17 protein-coding genes are annotated in these 19198 nt (G+C 56.6%); 5 read left to right on the forward strand and 12 right to left on the reverse strand.

Features of this window, described 5'->3' with window-relative positions; genetic code table 11:
* Window positions 1-126: 126 nt before the first annotated feature.
* The 3 genes from PQU98_RS12800 to PQU98_RS12810 all read left to right on the forward strand — a co-directional run bounded on the left by PQU98_RS12800 (window position 127) and on the right by PQU98_RS12810 (window position 4045).
* Window positions 127-1668: a UxaA family hydrolase gene (locus PQU98_RS12800; RefSeq protein WP_272745328.1), complete on the forward strand. Its 1542-nt coding sequence runs from the start codon at window positions 127-129 to the stop codon at window positions 1666-1668.
* A 63-nt stretch (window positions 1669-1731) separates the two neighbouring features.
* Window positions 1732-3171, forward strand: coding sequence for a mannitol dehydrogenase family protein (locus PQU98_RS12805; RefSeq protein WP_272745329.1), 1440 nt, complete (start codon window positions 1732-1734; stop codon window positions 3169-3171).
* 61 nt (window positions 3172-3232) lie between these two features.
* The gene (locus PQU98_RS12810; RefSeq protein WP_272745330.1) at window positions 3233-4045 is read left to right on the forward strand and encodes an alpha/beta hydrolase family protein; all 813 of its coding nucleotides are present in this window, start codon (window positions 3233-3235) and stop codon (window positions 4043-4045) included.
* Here the strand turns inward: PQU98_RS12810 and PQU98_RS12815 are convergent.
* From PQU98_RS12815 to PQU98_RS12825, 3 genes are read right to left on the reverse strand one after another with little or no spacing between them, the layout of a single operon-like run.
* The gene (locus PQU98_RS12815) at window positions 4042-5649 is read right to left on the reverse strand and encodes a carboxylesterase/lipase family protein (RefSeq protein ID WP_272745331.1); all 1608 of its coding nucleotides are present in this window, start codon (window positions 5647-5649) and stop codon (window positions 4042-4044) included. The two genes, PQU98_RS12810 and PQU98_RS12815, sit on opposite strands and share 4 nt — an antisense overlap.
* Window positions 5650-5704: 55 nt before the next feature.
* On the reverse strand, window positions 5705-6535 hold the full coding sequence (locus PQU98_RS12820; RefSeq protein WP_272745332.1) for a DODA-type extradiol aromatic ring-opening family dioxygenase: 831 nt from the start codon (window positions 6533-6535) through the stop codon (window positions 5705-5707).
* Window positions 6536-6568: 33 nt separating this feature from the next.
* Window positions 6569-7141: a YceI family protein gene (locus PQU98_RS12825; protein WP_272745333.1), complete on the reverse strand. Its 573-nt coding sequence runs from the start codon at window positions 7139-7141 to the stop codon at window positions 6569-6571.
* A 276-nt stretch (window positions 7142-7417) separates the two neighbouring features.
* On the opposite strand from PQU98_RS12825, the gene PQU98_RS12830 reads away from it, so the two are divergent.
* On the forward strand, window positions 7418-9922 hold the full coding sequence (locus PQU98_RS12830; RefSeq protein WP_272745334.1) for a TonB-dependent receptor: 2505 nt from the start codon (window positions 7418-7420) through the stop codon (window positions 9920-9922).
* A 2-nt stretch (window positions 9923-9924) separates the two neighbouring features.
* Here the strand turns inward: PQU98_RS12830 and PQU98_RS12835 are convergent, their stop codons facing one another.
* The 6 genes from PQU98_RS12835 to chvI form a co-directional block, all read right to left on the reverse strand.
* The gene (locus tag PQU98_RS12835) at window positions 9925-10710 is read right to left on the reverse strand and encodes a hypothetical protein (protein ID WP_272745335.1); all 786 of its coding nucleotides are present in this window, start codon (window positions 10708-10710) and stop codon (window positions 9925-9927) included.
* A complete protein-coding gene (locus tag PQU98_RS12840; protein ID WP_267525141.1) occupies window positions 10710-10985 on the reverse strand; it encodes an HPr family phosphocarrier protein in 276 nt (91 codons plus the stop codon). Before PQU98_RS12840 ends, PQU98_RS12835 begins: the two co-directional genes overlap by 1 nt.
* Window positions 10986-11100: 115 nt before the next feature.
* On the reverse strand, window positions 11101-11505 hold the full coding sequence (locus tag PQU98_RS12845) for a PTS sugar transporter subunit IIA (RefSeq protein WP_189485963.1): 405 nt from the start codon (window positions 11503-11505) through the stop codon (window positions 11101-11103).
* A gap of 139 nt (window positions 11506-11644) precedes the next feature.
* The gene (locus tag PQU98_RS12850; protein ID WP_272745336.1) at window positions 11645-12097 is read right to left on the reverse strand and encodes an HPr kinase/phosphorylase; all 453 of its coding nucleotides are present in this window, start codon (window positions 12095-12097) and stop codon (window positions 11645-11647) included.
* Window positions 12094-13647 (reverse strand): two-component sensor histidine kinase ChvG, encoded by a 1554-nt coding sequence (gene chvG / locus PQU98_RS12855; protein WP_272745337.1) that lies wholly within the window; start codon window positions 13645-13647, stop codon window positions 12094-12096. The genes PQU98_RS12850 and chvG overlap by 4 nt, the downstream gene beginning before the upstream one ends.
* A 15-nt stretch (window positions 13648-13662) precedes the next feature.
* A complete protein-coding gene (chvI, locus tag PQU98_RS12860; protein WP_272745338.1) occupies window positions 13663-14373 on the reverse strand; it encodes a two-component response regulator ChvI in 711 nt (236 codons plus the stop codon).
* A gap of 382 nt (window positions 14374-14755) precedes the next feature.
* On the opposite strand from chvI, the gene PQU98_RS12865 reads away from it, so the two are divergent.
* The gene (locus PQU98_RS12865; RefSeq protein WP_272745339.1) at window positions 14756-16471 is read left to right on the forward strand and encodes a hypothetical protein; all 1716 of its coding nucleotides are present in this window, start codon (window positions 14756-14758) and stop codon (window positions 16469-16471) included.
* A 69-nt stretch (window positions 16472-16540) separates the two neighbouring features.
* Here PQU98_RS12865 and PQU98_RS12870 read toward each other — a convergent pair whose 3' ends face one another.
* From PQU98_RS12870 to PQU98_RS12880, 3 genes are all read right to left on the reverse strand, one after another.
* Window positions 16541-18223, reverse strand: coding sequence for a methyl-accepting chemotaxis protein (locus PQU98_RS12870; protein ID WP_272745340.1), 1683 nt, complete (start codon window positions 18221-18223; stop codon window positions 16541-16543).
* Between the two features lie 153 nt (window positions 18224-18376).
* On the reverse strand, window positions 18377-18781 hold the full coding sequence (locus tag PQU98_RS12875; protein WP_272745341.1) for a VOC family protein: 405 nt from the start codon (window positions 18779-18781) through the stop codon (window positions 18377-18379).
* Between the two features lies 1 nt (window position 18782).
* Window positions 18783-19016: a helix-turn-helix transcriptional regulator gene (locus PQU98_RS12880; protein WP_272745342.1), complete on the reverse strand. Its 234-nt coding sequence runs from the start codon at window positions 19014-19016 to the stop codon at window positions 18783-18785.
* Between the last annotated feature and the right edge of the window lie 182 nt (window positions 19017-19198).

Raw genomic sequence — 19198 nt, forward strand, 5'->3', positions numbered from 1 at the left:
CTTGCTATCGGGTCATAAACAGATTAATGACACCGGTTACCATAACGCGAAAATATGCGGCTGTCCAAACTAAAAATCAGCGTGTTACCGGCCCTGCGGGAGAGAGGGCCTTAAGGTTTGAAAACTATGCCAGATGATATTAAAACCGGATGCGGCCAACTGGGCGAGGGGGATCACGCCCTGATCCGTTATGTGCGCGTCCACGACAGCGACCACGTGGTGATCGCGGTCGAGGAACTGCCGGCGGGGACGGTGGTTGAGATCGACGGCCAGCCGCCGCTTGTGCTTGAGGCCGATATCCCCAAGGGCCATAAGTTGGCGCTCTATGATATTCCGGCGGGGCAGGAGGTGCGCAAGTTCGGCTTTGTCATCGGCCGTGCCTCTGTCGATATCAAACGCGGGGAACACATCCATGGCCATAATCTGGTGACGGCTTTAAGCGGGGTTGAGGATTATGATTATCAGCCGCGGCCCGCGCCGAAACCGGGTGATGCGCCGGACGCCCACACTTTTATGGGCTATCGCCGTGCCGATGGCCGGGTCGGTATCCGCAATGAAATCTGGATATTATGCACCGTGGGCTGCGTGGCGCGCACATCCGAGCGGCTGGCTAAGATCGCCGGTGAACGCTTCAAAGGTCGTGTTGACGGGGTTTATGCCCTGACCCATCCGCTGGGCTGTTCGCAACTGGGTGATGACCTTGATCACACGCGCAAACTTCTGGCAGCGCTGGCGTCTCATCCCAATGCGGGCGGTGTGCTGATTGTGGGGTTGGGCTGTGAGAACAACCAACTCAGCGCCCTGATCAAGGAAGTGTCGCGCGAACCCGATCGTCTGAAATACTTCGCTGCCCAGATGGTCGAGGATGAGCATGAGGCGGGTCTTGAGGCGCTGGAGGAACTGGTGGCCGTGGTTGAAAAAGACCAACGCGAAGAATGCCATGTTTCCGATCTGGTGATCGGTGTCAAATGCGGTGGCTCGGACGGATTTTCTGGCCTGACCGCCAATCCGCTGGTGGGCCGGATTGCTGACCGTGTAGCGCTGGCGGGGGGGAAGTCGATCATGACCGAGATCCCTGAAATCTTCGGCGCTGAGCGCATCCTGATGGCGCGCGCCAGGGATGAAGCCGTCTTTCACGGCGTCGTGGATGTGGTCAATGACTTCAAACAATATTTCCTTGATCACAAACAGCCGGTGTTTGAAAATCCGTCACCGGGCAATAAGGCCGGTGGTATTACCACGCTGGAAGAAAAATCCCTCGGCGCGGTGCAAAAAGGCGGTTTGAGCCAGCTTAATGAGGTTCTGCGCTATGGCGAACGGGCGACGGTGCCGGGCCTGTCTTTGCTTGAGGCGCCCGGCAATGATGCGGTCTCTTCAACCGCGCTAACGGCCGCAGGGGCGGTGATTGTCTTGTTTACTACGGGCCGCGGCACGCCTCTGGGCTTTCCGGCACCGACGCTCAAGATCGCGTCTAATACGGCTTTGGCGAATAAAAAGCCGCACTGGATTGATTTTAATGCTGGTCAGGCCTTAGAAGGAAAGACACTTGACCAGACGGCGGATGATCTGATGGATCTGATACTGAAAACCGCGTCTGGTCAGCCGAGTTGCAATGAGAAAAACGAGGAACGCGAGATCGCGATCTGGAAGAACGGGGTGACCTTATAGCGTGGGGGAAAACTGTTTTTCCCCCACGAACCCTCTTACAAGATATATTATAGGAAATGCCTGATGTCCCGACTGTCGCTTGCCACGCTTGATGCACTGAAAACCGATGTGATTAGACCGGCCTATGATCCGGCAGGCCTTGCGATTGGGGTGGTGCATTTTGGGCCGGGGGCGTTTCATCGCGCCCATCAGGCGGCGTATCTCGATGCGATTGCGGCCTTTGATCCGCGCTGGGGCATTTGCGGCGTGTCGCTACATTCCACCGGCGTCCGCGATGCGCTGGTGCCTCAGGATGGGCTCTATACTCTCGCCATACTTGATGAAGAGATCAAATACCAGATCATCGGCTCCATGCGCGAAGTACTGGTCGGCCCCGAAGATATCGAAGCCGTGCTGGAGCGCCTGACGCGCGACAGCGTCGGCATAGTTTCCTCGACCGTCACCGAAAAAGGCTATTGCCTGATGCCGGACGGAGCGCTTGATTTCGCCCATGCCGATATCGTCCACGATGTTGCCCATCCGCAAACACCTAAGTCGTTTGTCGGCTATGTGGTCGAAGGCCTGCGCCGTCGCCATGCCAAGGGGCAAAAACCGTTTGTGCTGATCCCGTGCGATAACCTGCCGAAAAACGGCCACCGCCTGAAAGCGGCGGTGGTTGCGCTGGCGGCCAAACATGATCAGGCTTTGGCGGACTGGATCGAAGCCAATCTGCAATGCCCGTGCACCATGGTCGATTCCATTACTCCGGCCACGGACGATGCCTTGCGGGCGCGCGTTGAGGCGGCAACCGGTGTGGCGGATGCCTGGCCAATCCAGCGCGAAGCCTTTACCCAATGGGTGATCGAAGAGCATATTCATGACGGCGGGCCGGACTGGGCTCGGGCGGGTGTAACGCTTACCGATAATGTGCCGGCCTATGAACGCGCCAAGCTGCGCCTGCTCAACGGGCCGCATTCGACTCTGGCCTATGTGGGGCTGCACAAGGGCTATGAGAGCGTGTCCGAAGCCATGACCGATGCGGAGTTGGCAGGCTTTGTCCGTGATCTGATGATCGAAGATGTGGTGCCCTTGCTGGAGGCCCCTAAGGGTCTTGATCTGGTGGCATATTCAGAGGCCATTCTGAAACGCTTCCGTAATCCGGCCATCCGTCACCTGCTGTCGCAGATCGCGTGGGACGGCTCGCAAAAGCTGCCGATCCGACTGTTAGGTTCCCTGTCCGAGGCGCTGGCTCGCGGTGCGGACATCCGCCGTTTTGGCGTGCCGCTGGCGGCGTGGATTCGGTTTGTGCGCCACAAAGCTGTCACCGGTGAAGCCATTACCGATCCGCTGGCGGCAGAGCTGATTGCCTTGGGTAAGATGCTGAAAGACGATGTGTCGGATGTTCAGACCGTGCTGGCTTTGCGCGCTGTGTTCCCCGAAGCCTTGGCTAGTGATGCAAAAGTTAGCGCCGCCTTAGAGGTCGCCTATGCTGATTTACTGGCGGCGGAAAAGGTTGCGGCGTAGACTTGCCACCATAGGGCGGTATCGGTTAGGTCAGGATAAACCTGAAAAAGAGACCGTCCCCATGCCAAATCCTGCCTTTAGCGTACCCGCTGAACCTGTACCTGCTGATGTGATTGCCCTGTCGGAAGGGGCGGCCAATGTGCTGTCGGGTCAATGGCCGAACCGTCAGATCGAAGCCGTGACGCGGCTGGAACTGCATGGCTATTACACAAAAGCGGCACGGGCGCGGGCGCTGGTCTATGCTGGGGGCGGCTATCACCGCCTGATGCACGACAAGGAAGGGGTTGAGGTCGCGTTATGGCTTAACAGCCTTGGGATCGATGCCTATATCATGGCCCACCGCCTGCCCGGTCAAGGCAATCACGATAAGGATATGGCGCTGAAAGACGGCCTGACCTGTCTTGATTATTTGGCGCAGTTCAAGGATTTGCCGCTGCTGCATGTGGGCCTGTCGTCGGGCGGGCATCTGGCCGGTGTTATGGCCTGTCAGGATCATGCGCTGAAAGCCGCCGGCGCGTTGATTGCCTATGCGCCGATCAATGCCAACCACAAAGATTATAAATTCCCGGCGGGAAAGCCTGATTATCCGCCGGTCGAAAAGCAGGCTTTCTATAATGACTGGCCGATCGGGATTGCGACTGAGCCCCACGGCGTGCCGGACTGTCCGGTCTTTCTGGCTTACGGCCTTTATGATGAGATCGTGCCGGTCGATCATGCGCTCAACATGATCAAGGCCGGTCAGGTCTTAAAACGCGATGTCGAAGCCCATATTTTCGATCAGGCCCCGCACGGCTTTGCGCTTCGTGAAACAATCGGCACACATGCCTACTGGCCGGAACTGGCGGCCCGCTGGTTCGACCGGGTTTTGGCTTAGGTTCCCTGCTGAATAAACGGTACCTTTTCAAACAGCTTACGCTCTTCACTCCGGGGATCATTGGCCATTTCGGGTTTCAAATCCATTAGCATCGTCTCACGGTTAGGTAAGGAGTAGGGTTTCCATTCGGGCAGGGCGGTGGTCTGCGGCGATCCGGTGCGGGCAAAGGCAATAAAGGTATCGCTGAACAGATCAGCCATGTGTTGCGCTTCCGGGGTGTTGGTAGTGATGGCGCCTTCGACACCCGTATTTCGGAACACCAGCGGGATTTCGATGGTATGCAGTGCGCCCAGCCGGCCACCGTCCTTAGGTGTTGGCCAGTTCTCCTGATAGACAAAGGTTTTAGCCCCCGCCTTGGCCCGTTCTTCGGCTTCTATAATCGCGCCGCGCCATGATCTCCCGGCGGTCGTCGCGGCGAAAAACACATCGGATGGCGACATAGTAGGGTAGAGTTTGCGATAGGTATCGACCACCAGATAGGGGTCGATATCGACACGATATTCCGGCGGCAGTTTGTTGGGCAGGTCATCCCAGCTCAGTTCGAAATTCTTTGGATTGCCCCCCAGAAAGCCGCGGGTCTCACCCTTTGTATTGCCGATAATCATCGGGATATGATGGGACTGCGCGGGCGCATCAGGATAGAAGGGGTGGCGGAACAGGATAGTCTCATCCAGCACCGGCCCCATATAGACATTGCCTTTACCTATTACCGGATCGGGGGTTTTCAGGGCATCAACCAGGGCCTGCATCGGCAGGTTCTGTACCGCGGCCAAACCGTCCGCGTCGGGTTTCAGACCGAGGGTTTTGAGGAATGCTTCGGCCCGCAGGCAGGCATTGCCGGGGCCAGACGCCGTGACCTGCTGACCGCTCATGGTCGCTGCCCTATGGAACAGACCTTTCGCCGCCGGGGTGGCCATCATGGTCGCGATCTTGGCCCCGCCGCCGGACTGACCAAAGACCATGACATTATCCGGATCGCCGCCGAAGCCTGAGATGTTATCGCGCACCCATGACAGCGCCAGATGCAGATCCATCTGCCCGCAATTTCCTGAAAATCTCAGGGGCGTGTGCTCAAGGAGCGAAGCGTTAGCACCGCCCCTCAACAGCCTCTCAAAGCGCGCCAGATAGAGATAACCAAACACATTGAGGCGGTGATTGACGGTGACGACCACCACATCACCGTGGGCCGCCAGATTGGTTCCGTCATAGAGCGGATCGGAGCCTGAGCCGCCATTATAGGCCCCGCCATGAATATAGAACATGACCGGGCGCTTCTTGCGGGGCGACGCGTCAGGCGTCCAAATATTCAGAAATAAGCAGTCCTCGCTGATGCCGATATCGGCCCGTCCACTTTGCGGCGATGACAGGCCATAATGATCGGCTTTATAGACCTGCTTTGATACGGGCAGTGGTATGGGCGGCTGAAAGCGGGGGGCGATGCCGTAGCGGATGCCTAAAAAAGTGCTGATGCCGCCTTTGACAAAGCCCTCGACCGGACCGGCGCGGGTTGCGACGCGCGGGTAGCGGTCTTTGGCGGACACCGGTGTCACAATGGCTGCGGCAGAAAGGGCAGAAACACCCGTGAGGATTTGGCGGCGGTGCATGGAACATCCCTGTAGGTTTTTGTCTACAGTGCCGCTTAGCGCTTCATATGTAAAGTCAGCCGAACTGATAGCCGCTGATGGCGGCATTGATGTGGGGCAGGGTCTGGCTATAGGTGACCGCGCCCGCATCGTCACTGGCGGCACCGGCCACGACCATCAGCGGGATCAGATGTTCTTCGCGCGGATGGGCATCACGGGCGGCGGGGGCATGGCTCCAGTGGATCAGACGATCTACACGTTCCGCAGACGAAACTTCCGTAGCTGTGGCTTTCAGCCAGTCATCGAAATCGTGGGAGAAATTATGCGCCTGACCGGCCAGATTAACGCCCCGCCCCATCAGGGCCTTCATATTGTGAAAGCTCATGCCGGAGCCGATGATCAGCACACCTTCGTCACGCAAGGGGGCTAAGGCCTGCCCCAGCCGGATGTGCTCGGCCGGATCGAGACCTTTTTTCAGCGACAACTGCGCCACCGGAATATCGGCATCGGGGTAAATCAGCTTGAGTGGAATGAAGACGCCGTGGTCATAGCCACGTGTCTCATCATGGTTGAGCGTAATCCCGGCCTGCGCCGTCAACTGCCCGATACGGGCAATTAGCCCGGAAGCATTATGAGTGGGATAGGTGATCTGGTAGGTATGGGGCGGAAAGCCGTAATAATCAAACAGCAAATCCGGCTGAGGCGCAGTTTGCAGCGTAAATTCGGCCTCTTCCCAATGAGCGGAAATGACCAAAATGGCCGCAGGCTTTTGGCCGACCTGACTTGCGATCTCCCGCAGATAATCCCCCATGCCGGTCCAGACATCGGCGGGATTCCAGTCCATGAAAAAGCACGGGCCGCCGCCGTGGGGGATGTAGAGGGCGGGCAGGCGCGAACCTGAAGACATTAATTCACTCATATCGAACCTGCCCGGTAAAATTTAGTCTTTGTTGGCTTCGGCGGTGATTACGAGATTGACCTCATCACTAACGAAGGGGACGGCCTTGGCCATATTGAAGTCAGAGCGCTTAATGGTGGCTGTGGCGGAAAAGCCTGCGGTCTTTTTCTTAGCCATGCCGATCTTGTTGAGCTTGACATCCAGGGTTACCGGCTTGGTGACGCCCTTGATGGTCAGGTCGCCGGTCACCTTGGCGGTATTGGCGCCGGTGACATCAACCTTGGTTGACTTGAAGGTCGCGGTCGGGTGATTGGCAACATCAAAGAAATCTGCGGCCTTAAGGTGATCGTTGAACACGGCCACGCCGCTGTTGATACCGTCGGTAGCAAATGAGACTTCAACCGAAGAGGCGGCCGGATTGGCTTCGTCCAAGGTCACGGTGCCAACCGCATTCATAAACTTTGCGGTCGGGTTGGAAAAGCCCATATGGTTCCAGCTAAAGGCGACTTCAGTGTGGTTTTGGTCGAGCTTATAGGTTTCCGGGGCGGCAAAAGCACCCGCAGCACTCAGGCTCAGGACGGCGGTAGCCAGCAGGGCGGATTTGACAAATTTCATAATGATCTCTCTTAATTTGGTGTGAGGAACGCAAATCTGAAACGTAACTATAATGGTTACGAATTGCCATTTCAAGACAGGCTGAAATTTTTTTGAGAGTTTACGCGTAAGGTAGAGGACTTGGTACGAACAGTTTCGTGATCCGGTTCAGGTGTTTTTGGGTAACACTGCCCGCGCAAATAAGGCGCTTTGACGGACTGACACAATTTATAAACCATACTGTCATTAGGCCTGTGTAGGTGAGGCATATTTAAGGCCAACAGAGCGGGTGTAATTATGACGGAATTCGGCAGATTGAAATCGTTTGGCTTGGGTGTAAGTCTGGTCGCCTTGATGGCAGGTGCCGCCCATGCGCAAACACCTGTGGCCCAACCCCCTGTGAATGAGCCTATCACCGAAGTCGTAGTCACCGTGCAAAAGCGTGAGCAGACCCTGCTTAGCGTTCCCGCTGCGGTGACGGCCTTCAACTCATCCTTTATGAATGACTTAGGCATTACCGATTTTCAGGAACTGGCGCAGTTTGTGCCGGGTTTCGAAGTTCAGGATCAATCGCCTAACAATCCGGGCTTTATCATGCGCGGGATCACGTCGGATTCCGGCACGGCGACCGGTGAGGCCCGTGTCTCGGTTTTTCAGGATGGCCTGAGCATTTCGCGTTCACGCGGGGCCTATATCGAACTGTTTGACCTGAACCGCGTCGAAATCGCCAAGGGGCCGCAATCGACCCTGTTCGGGCGCGGCGCGTTGATTGGGGCGGTCAATGTCATCCAGAACAAGGCTGATCCGACCGATTTCAATGCGGCAGCGCAGGTCGGTTTTGGCAATTATGACTATCGTCTGACCGAACTGATGCTGAACCTGCCGGTCAATGATAAATTGGCGGTACGTCTGGCCACGCGCTTTAAGTCGCGTGATGGCTATACGGAAAATCTGCTGGGGGGGGAGGATTTCAACAGCCTCGATACCCGCGCCGCACGGGCGGTCATCAGCTATGCCCCGGCCGAGAAGCTGAATTTCGATCTGATCGTCAACTATCAGGAAGACACACCTGCGGGCACGGGCTTTAAATCCGGAACCTTTACACCGACCAATCCACAAACCGGCGCAGTGATCGGCGACCTGAGCCCCCATAGTGGCGCGGCCTTGTCGGCGGTGGGTGGTTTTAAGGGCGGGCGTGATCTGGGCCTGGAGCGCTATGTGTGGGGCACGACCCTGCTGGGGCGCTATGAGATCAGTGATAGCCTCACCCTGTCGTCCTTAAGCGCCTATCGCCGCTTTACGGCTTCGGAAGTGTTTGATGCCGACGGCATGTCCTTGCCACTGACCGTGTTTGGCGAAGATGCCTATGGTAAGGTTTGGACCCAGGAACTGCGCCTCAACTATGACGGCAATGATAAGCTGTCGTGGTTTGCCGGCGTCAGCTATTTCGACGAAGAGGCCCGCACGGCCGTGCCGCTTCAGATCGATGAACGGGTCGCCTCGGTATTCCTGACCAATCAGTTGCCGCGCCCGACGCCGCTGGCCTATCCGTTCATTCAGGCGGGCCTGCAATCGACGCCGTCGCTGGCCGCGCTCTATCCGTTGCTCGATCCGGCGCACCGCGAAACCTCGACCAGCTATGGCGAGACGCGCTCATTTGATGTCTTTGGCGATATCACCTATCGCCTGACGCCGAAATTTGAGATCAGCGCCGGGGTGCGTTACACAAGTGACGACAAGACCTCTGGCTATTCAGCAAGCGTCGTTGGTAATTCCGGTCTGGCCTCGATCAGCTTTGCTCAGTCGACCGTGACCAGCTATGTCACTCAATACGTGCAGGCGACCGGCATGATGCCGTCATCGGCACAGCAGACGGCGGTGTTTAATCAGGCCCTGACAGGGGCGCTGAGTTTGCCGCTGGGGATTTTCAAGCAGCCGACAGCCGGTAACGGCAATCGCATTGACCGCGATTTTGATGATGATGGTTTCACCTATCGTCTGGTCGGGCGCTATCTGTTCAGCGATACGCTCAATGCCTATGCCTCCCTCTCGCGCGGGCGTCAGCCCAAAACCTTAAGCGGCGATTCCGGCAGCACCCCCTTAAGTGCGGCGGTCTTTACTGAGGCCGATTCTGAGACGGTGGACAGTCTTGAAGCCGGGATTAAGGCGCGTCTGTTTGACGGTCGCATGAGCTGGGATTCGGCGGTCTATTATTATCAGTATGATAATTTCCAGACGTCGGTCGCGACCAGCACCGGCAATGTCATCACGGTCAGCGCGGGTGAGGCCAAGGCCTATGGTTTGGAAACGCAGGCCTATTACCGCGCCAAGCCGGGGATCGATCTGTTTGCCACCTATGCCTATAATCACGCCCGTTTCGGCAACGGCCTTTATGACGGCAATCACTTCCGCCTGAGCCCGGACCATACGGTGTCATTAGGCGCGCGGCTGAAAAAAGAATTTGGCCTGGGTACCGTGTCGTTCACCCCAAGCTATGTCTGGCAGTCGGAAGTCTATTTCGATGACAATAATGACCTGCCCCAGTTCCAGCCCGCGGTGGCGGGCCTTCGTCCGGTCGCCGACACCAAGCAGGACGAAAAGCAGGATGCTTACGGCCTGCTCAATTTGCGCCTGGGCTTCAAACCAGCCAATGGGCCGTGGGAGGTTGAGCTGTTCGGCACCAATGTCACGGACGAAGACTACATCAAGGATGCGGGCAATGTCGGTGATAATCTGGGGATCGCGACCTTCATTCAGGGGGAGCCCAGCATGTATGGCGTGACCCTGAAGCTTAAATACTAACCTTAAAACAGTATTGGGCCGCCTGCGGATTGCGGGCGGCAGGTGCCGGTTTCCGACAGGGCTTCGGTGGAATCGCGGCCAAAGCGCTTGTCCTCGGTCCAGTGTTTCTGGCCGTAGAATGCGCCGGTCGTGCGATTAAGCGACACCTTAAGATAGCCGCCCTTTTTCTGGGTCTGATCGACCAGTTCGTAATAGGTTGGGCTTACGGCCGCATTGCAGCGGAAGCTGAAACAGAGCGTATCGCGGATGATCGAGCTATGGTCGGGATCGATCGACATGACCTTGAAATCCGCTGCCGTGTCCGGAAAGGTCTCGGATGGGATCAGACTGAGATAAAAGGTACCGCGGGTGGTCTGATCCTTGCCCATCGTCGTCACTGTATCGCATTTCAGCGTAATTTCGCGCCCGCTGGGCTTAGTTGCCGGTGGTGTTTTCAGGTTGACGATAACCGTGGGCGGCGCGGCCGGTGGTGGCGGTTCAGGTATTGCCACATCCGTCACGTTTGGCGCGGCAATGGCCGCTACCGGTTGCGATGAGGTGATCGGCTTAAGCGGCGCCGCCTGAACAGTGGGGGGGCTGGGTTTCAGGCTGGTATAAGGCACTGGGGCTGACGGCAAGGTAGGTGCCGGCTCAGTTTTTTTCTTCACGACCGTTTTTTTGGGCACCCGCTTGACCACAGGCTTGGGCGTATCGGCCGCCGCGGCATCCCATTCTTCGGCCACGGCCAAAGATGGGGCCAAAGCGGGCAAGGCTAGCACAAGGGCAAAGGTGGCGATGGCGATCCGCATCACACCTCTTCCCCGAAACGATCAGAGACCAGATCGACTAGGGCCTGAACGGCATCGGCGGCCTGCGGGCCTTCGGCTTCGATGCCGATATGGCTGCCCTTACCGGCGCCCAGCATCAAAAGGCCCATGATCGACTGGGCATCGACGCGGTGGTCGTCACGCAGGACATAGATCTGGGCATTGAAGGTAGCGGCCAGCTTGACGAATTTGGCTGAAGCGCGCGCGTGCAGCCCTTTTTCGTTGCAGATTTCGACTTCGGCGTGTGCGACGCTCATGACTTTGGGCAACCCTGAAAATAATGAGCTGCCATCATCCGTAATGGCCGCTCGGTCTTCAAGTCTCATAAAAAGCTTATTTAAGTTAATATTTGGGTAAGCATAACCTTAAGGGTCAGCTTTCACCTGACAGGACATAAGACGCTACGGTAATATATTTGCGACCGGCTTCCTGGGCATGCAGAACGCAGGTCGACAGGGGCTCATTCTTACGTAGCGATGCCAGCTTGATCAGCATAGGCAGGTTGATGCCGGCAATGACCTCAGCCTTAGTTTGCTCCATGACGGAGATGGCCAGATTGGACGGGGTGCCGCCAAACATATCGGTCAGCAGAATAACGCCGTCACCCAGATCATTGGCAAAGGTGGCCTCTAAAATATCCTGACGCCGGCGGGCCATATCGTCTTCAGGGCCGATACAGATCGCCGTGACGGCGCTTTGCGGGCCCACCACATGTTCCATAGCGGAAATGAACTCTTCCGCCAGCCTGCCGTGGGTTACGATCACAAGCCCGATCATAAAGACAACTTCCTCAAACCGATCCGTAAAATCCGGAACCGCCGTCACAGCCCGTTTAGTCTCTGGGCCAAGACCGCTGATCTTAGCGGATTGTATGCACTGCAAAAAGTCCTTTTACCTGTTTAGGCGTAAATTCGTCCTAATCCAAGCGAATTGAGGGTGCGCGGACGGTTTGTGTCAGGGATATAAGCAGTTTGGCCACACTTGACGCTTCCCTTGGGTTAAGTCTCAATGCCGGAATTTTCAGGCCAAGTATGTCGGTAAATTCCGGTTCTGGCAGGCGCTCAACGGCTGAATTTTGGCAGTGCACCGTAAGGCTGATGCGGCTAAAATGGCGGGTTCGTAAGGTGGTGATGCCGATGCCGCGGACTTCGATCTGACCTTTGATGGTGTCAGGCGCACTGGCGTAAATCTGATCGCCTGAGCGCCACAGCACCGAATAGTCATCGCTGATAAGGGCGCAACCCTGTGACATAGTGCGTAAGGCCAGATCGCTCTTGCCCACCCCGGACGGGCCGCTGATCAGCACGCCATGCCAGGTGCCGCCGATCAGGCAGCTTATGGATGTGGCATGAACAATGAGCTTACTCACAGGGCACCATAGGTGTTCGGCAAGGCGACGGTAAAGCGGGCTCCGATGAGGTTGCCTTGCTCATCCTTGCGGTTTTCGGCCCAGATGCGCCCGTGATGAGCCTCAATGATCTGGCGCGAAATCGACAGGCCAAGGCCCGAATTGCGGCCAAAGCGGGTGCCCTTGGGACGGGAGGTGTAAAATCGCTCAAAAATAGTTTCCAGATTGTCTTCAGGTATGCCGGGGCCATTATCATCAATGGTGATTTGTAGCGGCAGAGCCTGATCGCGGTCGGAATGGCCCAATTGGATGTGAACCGTACCGCTTTCGGGGCTGAAGGAACGGGCATTGTCGATCAGGTTGCGAAACACCTGCCCCAACGGGCCTTCGCGGCCAATGACGCGGGACGATGACGGTGTGATGGAGCGGGTGAAAACCACGCGAACGGATTCATTGTCTTCGGGCGTATAGAGCGAGACGATATCTTCCATCAGAGCACCGATGTCGACGGGCTTAGGCGTATCGCGCGACAGCTCGGCATCTAGGCGTGAGGCGTTGGAGATATCAGTGATCAGCCGGTCGAGGCGATGAACATCCTGATTAATAACATTCATCAACCGCATCTTGGCGCTGTCATCTTTAACCAGATTAAGGGTCTCAAGGGCCGATCGGATTGAGGTTAGCGGGTTCTTGATTTCATGGGATACATCAGCGGCAAAACGGTCAATCGCATCCATGCGTTTGGATAAGGTGTCGGTCATGGATTCCAGAGATCGCGCCAGTGTGCCGATTTCGTCCTTACGGTCTTCGAGATCGGGCAGGGAAATAGCGCGGATCTTTTCCATGCGCACACTGTCGGCGGCGGCGGACAGGCGCTGGATCGGGCGGCTGACCCACCAGTTGATCAGCATGGCTGAAAACAAACTGACCCCCACCGCGACCAGAATGAACGGCATCATGGCGAGGCGCTGGGCGGCGACGATGGCATCAACGTCGCCCGCTTCCAGCGTGAGTACGCCCAAAACCATCTTAACCCGCCGGATCGGTATTGATACCGACACAACCTTTTTGCCGCTTTCGTTGAGGCGCACCGAGGTGACCTGCGTGCCGCCAAGCGCCAACGCGACCTCATCGCTCAGTGCAGCCTGCGCTTTTTCAAGACTTGCGGTCTGGGCAGAGCGGTCGGGCACCGCCTCCCCAGGATCGCGGGCCGGGGGCAATGGCCGGACATCGACGCTTTCTGAAACGACGTAGCTGTCGGACAGGAGTTCGCCTTCGGCATCAAACAGGCGTGCGCGCTGTCCCTTGGGGATAAAGCGGCTCAGGGCCAAATGAGCGCTGGAGGCCTCAAGATAGGGCTGCGGGTCGCCGACCGTCGCCACCACGGCGATGATTTCAGCCATAGTGTCGGCTTGCGCCGTCAATGATTCTTTGCGGTTTTCTACCAACCCCTGCCGGAATTCGTTCAGCGCCAGCGCGCCCACCACCAGAACCAGCAACCCAAGCAAATTCAGCCCCAGAACCAGCCGGCTGAGGCGTGAATTTCCAAAGGTCAGTCTGAACCGCTGCATGATAGCAATCGGCCCTTAGGCCTCTTTGTAGCGATAACCGACGCCGTACAGAGTCTCAATGGAATCAAACTCATCATCGACCTGACGGAATTTTTTGCGCATCCGCTTCACGTGGCTGTCGATGGTGCGGTCATCGACATAGACTTGGTCGTCGTAGGCGGCATCCATCAGATTGTCGCGGCTTTTGACAAAACCCGGACGCTGAGCCAGCGCGTGCAGCAGCAGGAACTCGGTCACGGTCAGGCGCACGGGCTTGCCGTCCCAGGTACATTCGTGACGGGCGGCGTCCATAACCAGCTTACCGCGCTTAAGCGATTTGGCATTGAGGGCTTCGGTGATTTCCGGGGCCTCGCCCTGTTCAACTATGCCCGCGCGGCGCAGGACGGCCTTGACCCGCTCCAGCAGCAAACGCTGTGAGAAGGGCTTGTGCATATAATCGTCGGCGCCGAGGTTAAAGCCCAACAGTTCATCGATTTCATCGTCCTTGGAGGTCAGGATAATGACCGGCAGGTTGGAGGTGGCACGCAGGCGGCGCAGGACTTCCATGCCGTCCATGCGCGGCATTTTCACATCGAGAATAGCCAGGTCGGGCGCATCTTTTTCAAGCGCGGCCAGACCTGAGGCTCCGTCATAATAGGCGGTGACCGTATGGCCGCCGCTTTCCAGCGCCAAAGATACGGACGTTACGATGTTTTCGTCATCATCCACCAAAGTGATCTTCGCCATGTCGGGTCTGTCTCCGCAAATTATCTTAGTCGTTAGTATGTGACTGATAAGGCTTTAATTCTATAGCAATATGCGAAAAAGTGTCAGCGGTTTTTGGCTTCGCCGAACTTCGTTTCGCGTCAATATTGCGTCAAAACAATAATTTAGATCGTTATGATCTATCATAATGATCTAGTCTTTAAGTTGACGCCTTAAAGGTCTTAATCGGGCCGGAATGCGGCTTCAACCTTAATTTAACGCCGTTTGTGTATGGTTTGTCATAAGTTCTAGCGCTTTCCAAAAAGTGTCTGCGGTTTTTGGGCTAAAAAGCGCGTGAGTAAACAAAGCGCTTTCCAGAAATTCGGCCCTGTCAGAATGACGTGGTCACATTAAGGTCAAGAATATGTCCGGCCCGATCCATTACGAAGTGTTCGCGCGTAAAACGCCTGCCTCCGGCTGGGCGCTTCAGAGCGCAGTTGAAAACCGCGAGGCGGCGGTGGCTATGGCCGAAGACATGCTGGCGCAGAATCGTGCGGCCGCGGTCATGGTTACCAAAGAAGTCTTTTCTGAGGGCACGGGTGAGTTCAAAAGCTTTACTGTGCTCAACAAGGGCGCGGCGGAACAAAAGAAAAAAGACCGGCCCACCCAACCCGCTGAGAACATCTGCGGTAGCCCGCAGGAATTATATACGGCGCAGGCCCGCGAAAAAGTGGCCCGCCTGCTTGAGGACTGGCTGCGCCGTTACCGTGTGACGGCCTTTGAAATGATGCACCGGCCTGATCTGGTGGAGCGCTTCGAAGCTTCAAACAATGACGTGCAGCATGTTGCGCAAAAACTGGCCGTGCCGGAAGCACAGGAAACTGGTGCCTCGATCCATGAGATCATGCGTCGCTGGACCGCCCTGATCGATAAGGCGTGTACGCGTGTCATCAGTGATGGGCGCAAGAATCTGTTTCCCGATTTGACGCTTGAGGGGCTGACCGCTCAGATTGATAAGATCAGCGGCCATCCGGAAAAGACCTATGTGCTGGGTGGCGGTGTGGCCAAGCTGATGAAGTCCGCCACGGCCCCTGCGGGCAAGCTGTCTATCCTGTTGCCGTTTGTGCAGCGCCTGGCCGAAAGCGGTGAGGGGCGAGGCTGGGCGGTTCAGGTATTTGAAGCGCCGATCATGGAAATCTTTGCGGGCAAGACCGCGCTGACCGACATTGTGGGGCAAGAGCTTGACCTTGGGTCGGGCCTTGCCATTCTGACGCGGCTGGTGGCCGGGCCGGAAGCGCAGATGGTGGCTAAAATCGATCCGGTGGTGTCGCGGACCCTGCCGGAACTGACCGGGGTTCTGGCCGACATTCTGAAACTGATCGAAGCCGGTCATTTCAAGGCGCTTACGGCCAGTGTTTCCAAACGGCTGCTGGTAGAGCTGAAAAGTGTGCGCCGGTTGCGCCCGTCAAGCCCGGTTCTTGAGATCGAAACCCTGCGTGCTCTGGCCCTGGTTATGACCGCGGCGGGCAAGGAACAGACCCAGCGTGAGGATATCGCCGAAGCCTTTGCTGAGCGCTCCAAAACGCTAGTGTCGAGCGATTTTGTTGACAGTCTGATCAAGGACACCGTTAGCGCCTTTGAAGAGATCGAGCGCCTGATCTGGTTGTGCGAGAATGTCGTCGGTTCCGCCAATAAGCGTCAGGCGGTACGCTGGGTATCTTCATCCCTGACCGGCCATCGCTTTGAGCGTGAAATCCGGGATGCGTCTAAATCCGCGCCCACACGCCTGAGCTTTTTGGCGGGCTTGCAAAAGCGTCTGATCCGAGCCGAGCTGCCGGAAAAGGAAGCGCAGGAGTTGCGGGATAAGCTAGGGGCGCTGGGGGCGTCGATTGCGTCCGAAGTCAATCTGATGATGCACCTGACGCGGGTCGGCGGATCATCGATGCAGAAACTGACCCTTTTACTTGGCTTTGCGGCCGGACAATCGGCACCGCTGGGGCCGGTCAGCGATATGGCCAAGGCCGAGGTGATGAAGCTGTTGAAAAGCCCAGAGGCGCGTAACCACCTGATGAGTGACCCCGCCGCATTTATGCAACTCAAGCCGCTGATGCAGGCCGCTGGTATTGGGGCGGCGGCGTAAGCTTCTCCCCATAAAGACAATAAAAAAGCCCGCCGAATAGGCGGGCTTTTTCATGGGGTTTTGTGTACTTTAAGCTGCTCGCACTCTGGCGAGGAACGCGCTGACCTGATGGCGAAGCTGCTCGGCCTGTTCCGCCAGTTCCGATGAGGCGCTCAACACCTGAGACGCACCGGCACCGGTTTCTTCGGCCATACGGGCCACGCCGGTGATGTTGACGGTCACTTCGGTGGTGCCCATCGACGCCTGATTGACGGCTTGAACAATCTCATTGGTGGCCGCCCCTTGTTGCTCGACGGCGGCTGAGATGGTGGTTGAGGAGTCATTGACTTCACGGATGGTGGCGGCAATGCTCTCGATAGCCGTCACCGCCTGCTTGGTCGTGCCCTGAATGGCGGCGATCTGTTGGTTAATTTCCTCAGTCGCCTTGGCGGTTTGCTGCGCCAGGGTCTTGACTTCCGAGGCCACAACCGCAAAGCCGCGACCCGCTTCACCGGCGCGGGCCGATTCAATGGTGGCATTCAGCGCCAGCAGGTTGGTCTGCTGGGCAATGGCCGAAATGATGTCGACAATGCCGGTGATGCGAGACGCCGCTTCCGACAGTTCATAGACAATGGCAGTGGTGGTATCGGCCTCGGTCACGGCTTCACGTGCCTTGGTGAGCGAGTGATCGACCTGACGGCTGATTTCTGCGACGCTGGCGCCCAGTTCTTCGGCAGAGCCTGCCACTGACGTGACGTTGGTACCGGCTTCTTCGGCGGCGGCAGACACTGAGGTCGCCTGAGCCGCAGATTCCTGCGCCGATGAGGTCAGTTGCTGAGCGGTGGCCTGCATTTCAGTCGCGGCGGCGGAGACCATTTCGACAATGCCGCCAACGGCGCCTTCAAACTGATCGGCCAGTTCAAACATAGCCTGCTTGCGTTGATATTCAGAGTCTTCGCGGGCCTTGATGGCTTCGGCTTCTAACGCGCGGGTGCGGATCATGCCATCCTTAAAGACTTCGACGGCGGCGGCCATATTACCGATTTCATTGGGTTCACCCAGGTTCGGGATCTTAACTTCGGTATTGCCGCCGGAGAGGGTGCGCATGGTATCGGCCATCTTGCCGATTGGGGCGGAAATGGTGCGGATCATCACAAAGCCGATGGCTACCGACACGGCGGCGGTGATGCCGAGCGCAATTAAAATCAACGTCGAGGCTTGTTTCCCCGCCGCGATGCCAGCAGCAGCGGCCTTGCCGCCTGCTTCGACCTGATAGGTGCGGTCATTGCGGATGGCTTCACGGAAGGTGCGGCCTTGATCCTGCATTTCACCGAGGAAGAAGGTCTGTGCGCCCATCAGATCGCCGGATTTGACCAGAGCAACATATTTGTCGCCATTAGCCTGATAGGTTTTCAGTTCGGCTTCGATCTTATCGGCGTGGGCTTTTTCGTCCGCATTGGCGATCATAGGCACGTAGTCGGCGTAAGTTTTATCCAGATCCCGGGCGGTCTTATCGACATTGCCGAAAATTTCCTGTTGCTGCTCACCGGTGGTGGTCAGGAGTTGGGATTGACGAAGCCGCAACAGTTCAAATGTTTGGGACAGATCGCCAAGCTGATTGGCGGTCGGCAGCCAGTTTGAGCCCAGATCATCAACGGTCTTATTGACCGTATCCAGGCGGTTAATCGAGAAAATCCCCAAGGCAGCGGTGCTTAAAAGGACGATGGCGAACGCGGCGATGACGCGCGCGCGAATGGTAAGACGGCTAAGCATGGAAAACCCCTAAGCTTAAAAACACAAACACTACTGACTAAAAACTTATGCCCCGACGCAACGCGCACATGACTTAAGCCTTCCTCGCTCCCGTCAGTAGGGTTAACCGCTTATGCTAAATAAAGTATGAATTGTTCCGCGCTGGCCGAAGCGTCAGGTGCTGCGGAAATTCAGTTCCAGCAGGACATTGTTGGGGTCAGCGACAAATATCTGACGCAGATTAATCGGCTTAACTTCGTTGGTGGCGTAGGTGAGGCCGCGCGCGGTTAGCCTGTCGATCATGTCCTCATAGCCTTCGCATTCAAAGGCGACATGGTGGATAGCGCCGGTCGGATCGCCGGGCACAACCTCACGCGGGATGGTGTTGTCGGTGCCAAACAGGTTGAGGTGAATAATGGCGCGGTCGCCCGTGTCATACAGCCATTGCCGCAGGGACGGATCACGCTCCGGCGCCACCCGCGCTTCAAGCCCCAAAAGGTCATGATAAAACGCAATCGTGCCCGCCATGTCGCGGGTTTGGATATTGATATGATCAAGGCGTTTGACGGTGACGGGCATTTTAATCGATATCCTTGGACAATTTCATGGTTTTTCGCCCGCCAATTTTTTGCAATGCCGGATTCTGTTCTAACGCCATAAGCGCGAGATGGGCTACTCTATCAATAGTATTAGATTGTTCCCATTTGATAATTGATTGACGAGTGATCTCTAACTCCGCAGCCAGTTCACTTTGAGTATAGCTGTTTTTTATGCGCCATTGTCGCACCCAATTGCCTTCAGGATTGAGTGTCATGGTTACGTTCCACCTCAATTTTAAAGCCGCAAAATGAAAGTGTGATGCGATAATATCGCTTGATCATCGTTGGCCAACCAACACGACTATTTTTTGTGGCTAGGATCAAATTAGTGTCAGTATTTTTTATGTCACTATTTTTTACATTTTGCATTTTTACGACTGCCCATAGCTGCTAATAT

It is taken from the genome of Asticcacaulis machinosus (assembly GCF_028550435.1).
Classification (GTDB): Bacteria; Pseudomonadota; Alphaproteobacteria; order Caulobacterales; family Caulobacteraceae; genus Asticcacaulis; species Asticcacaulis machinosus.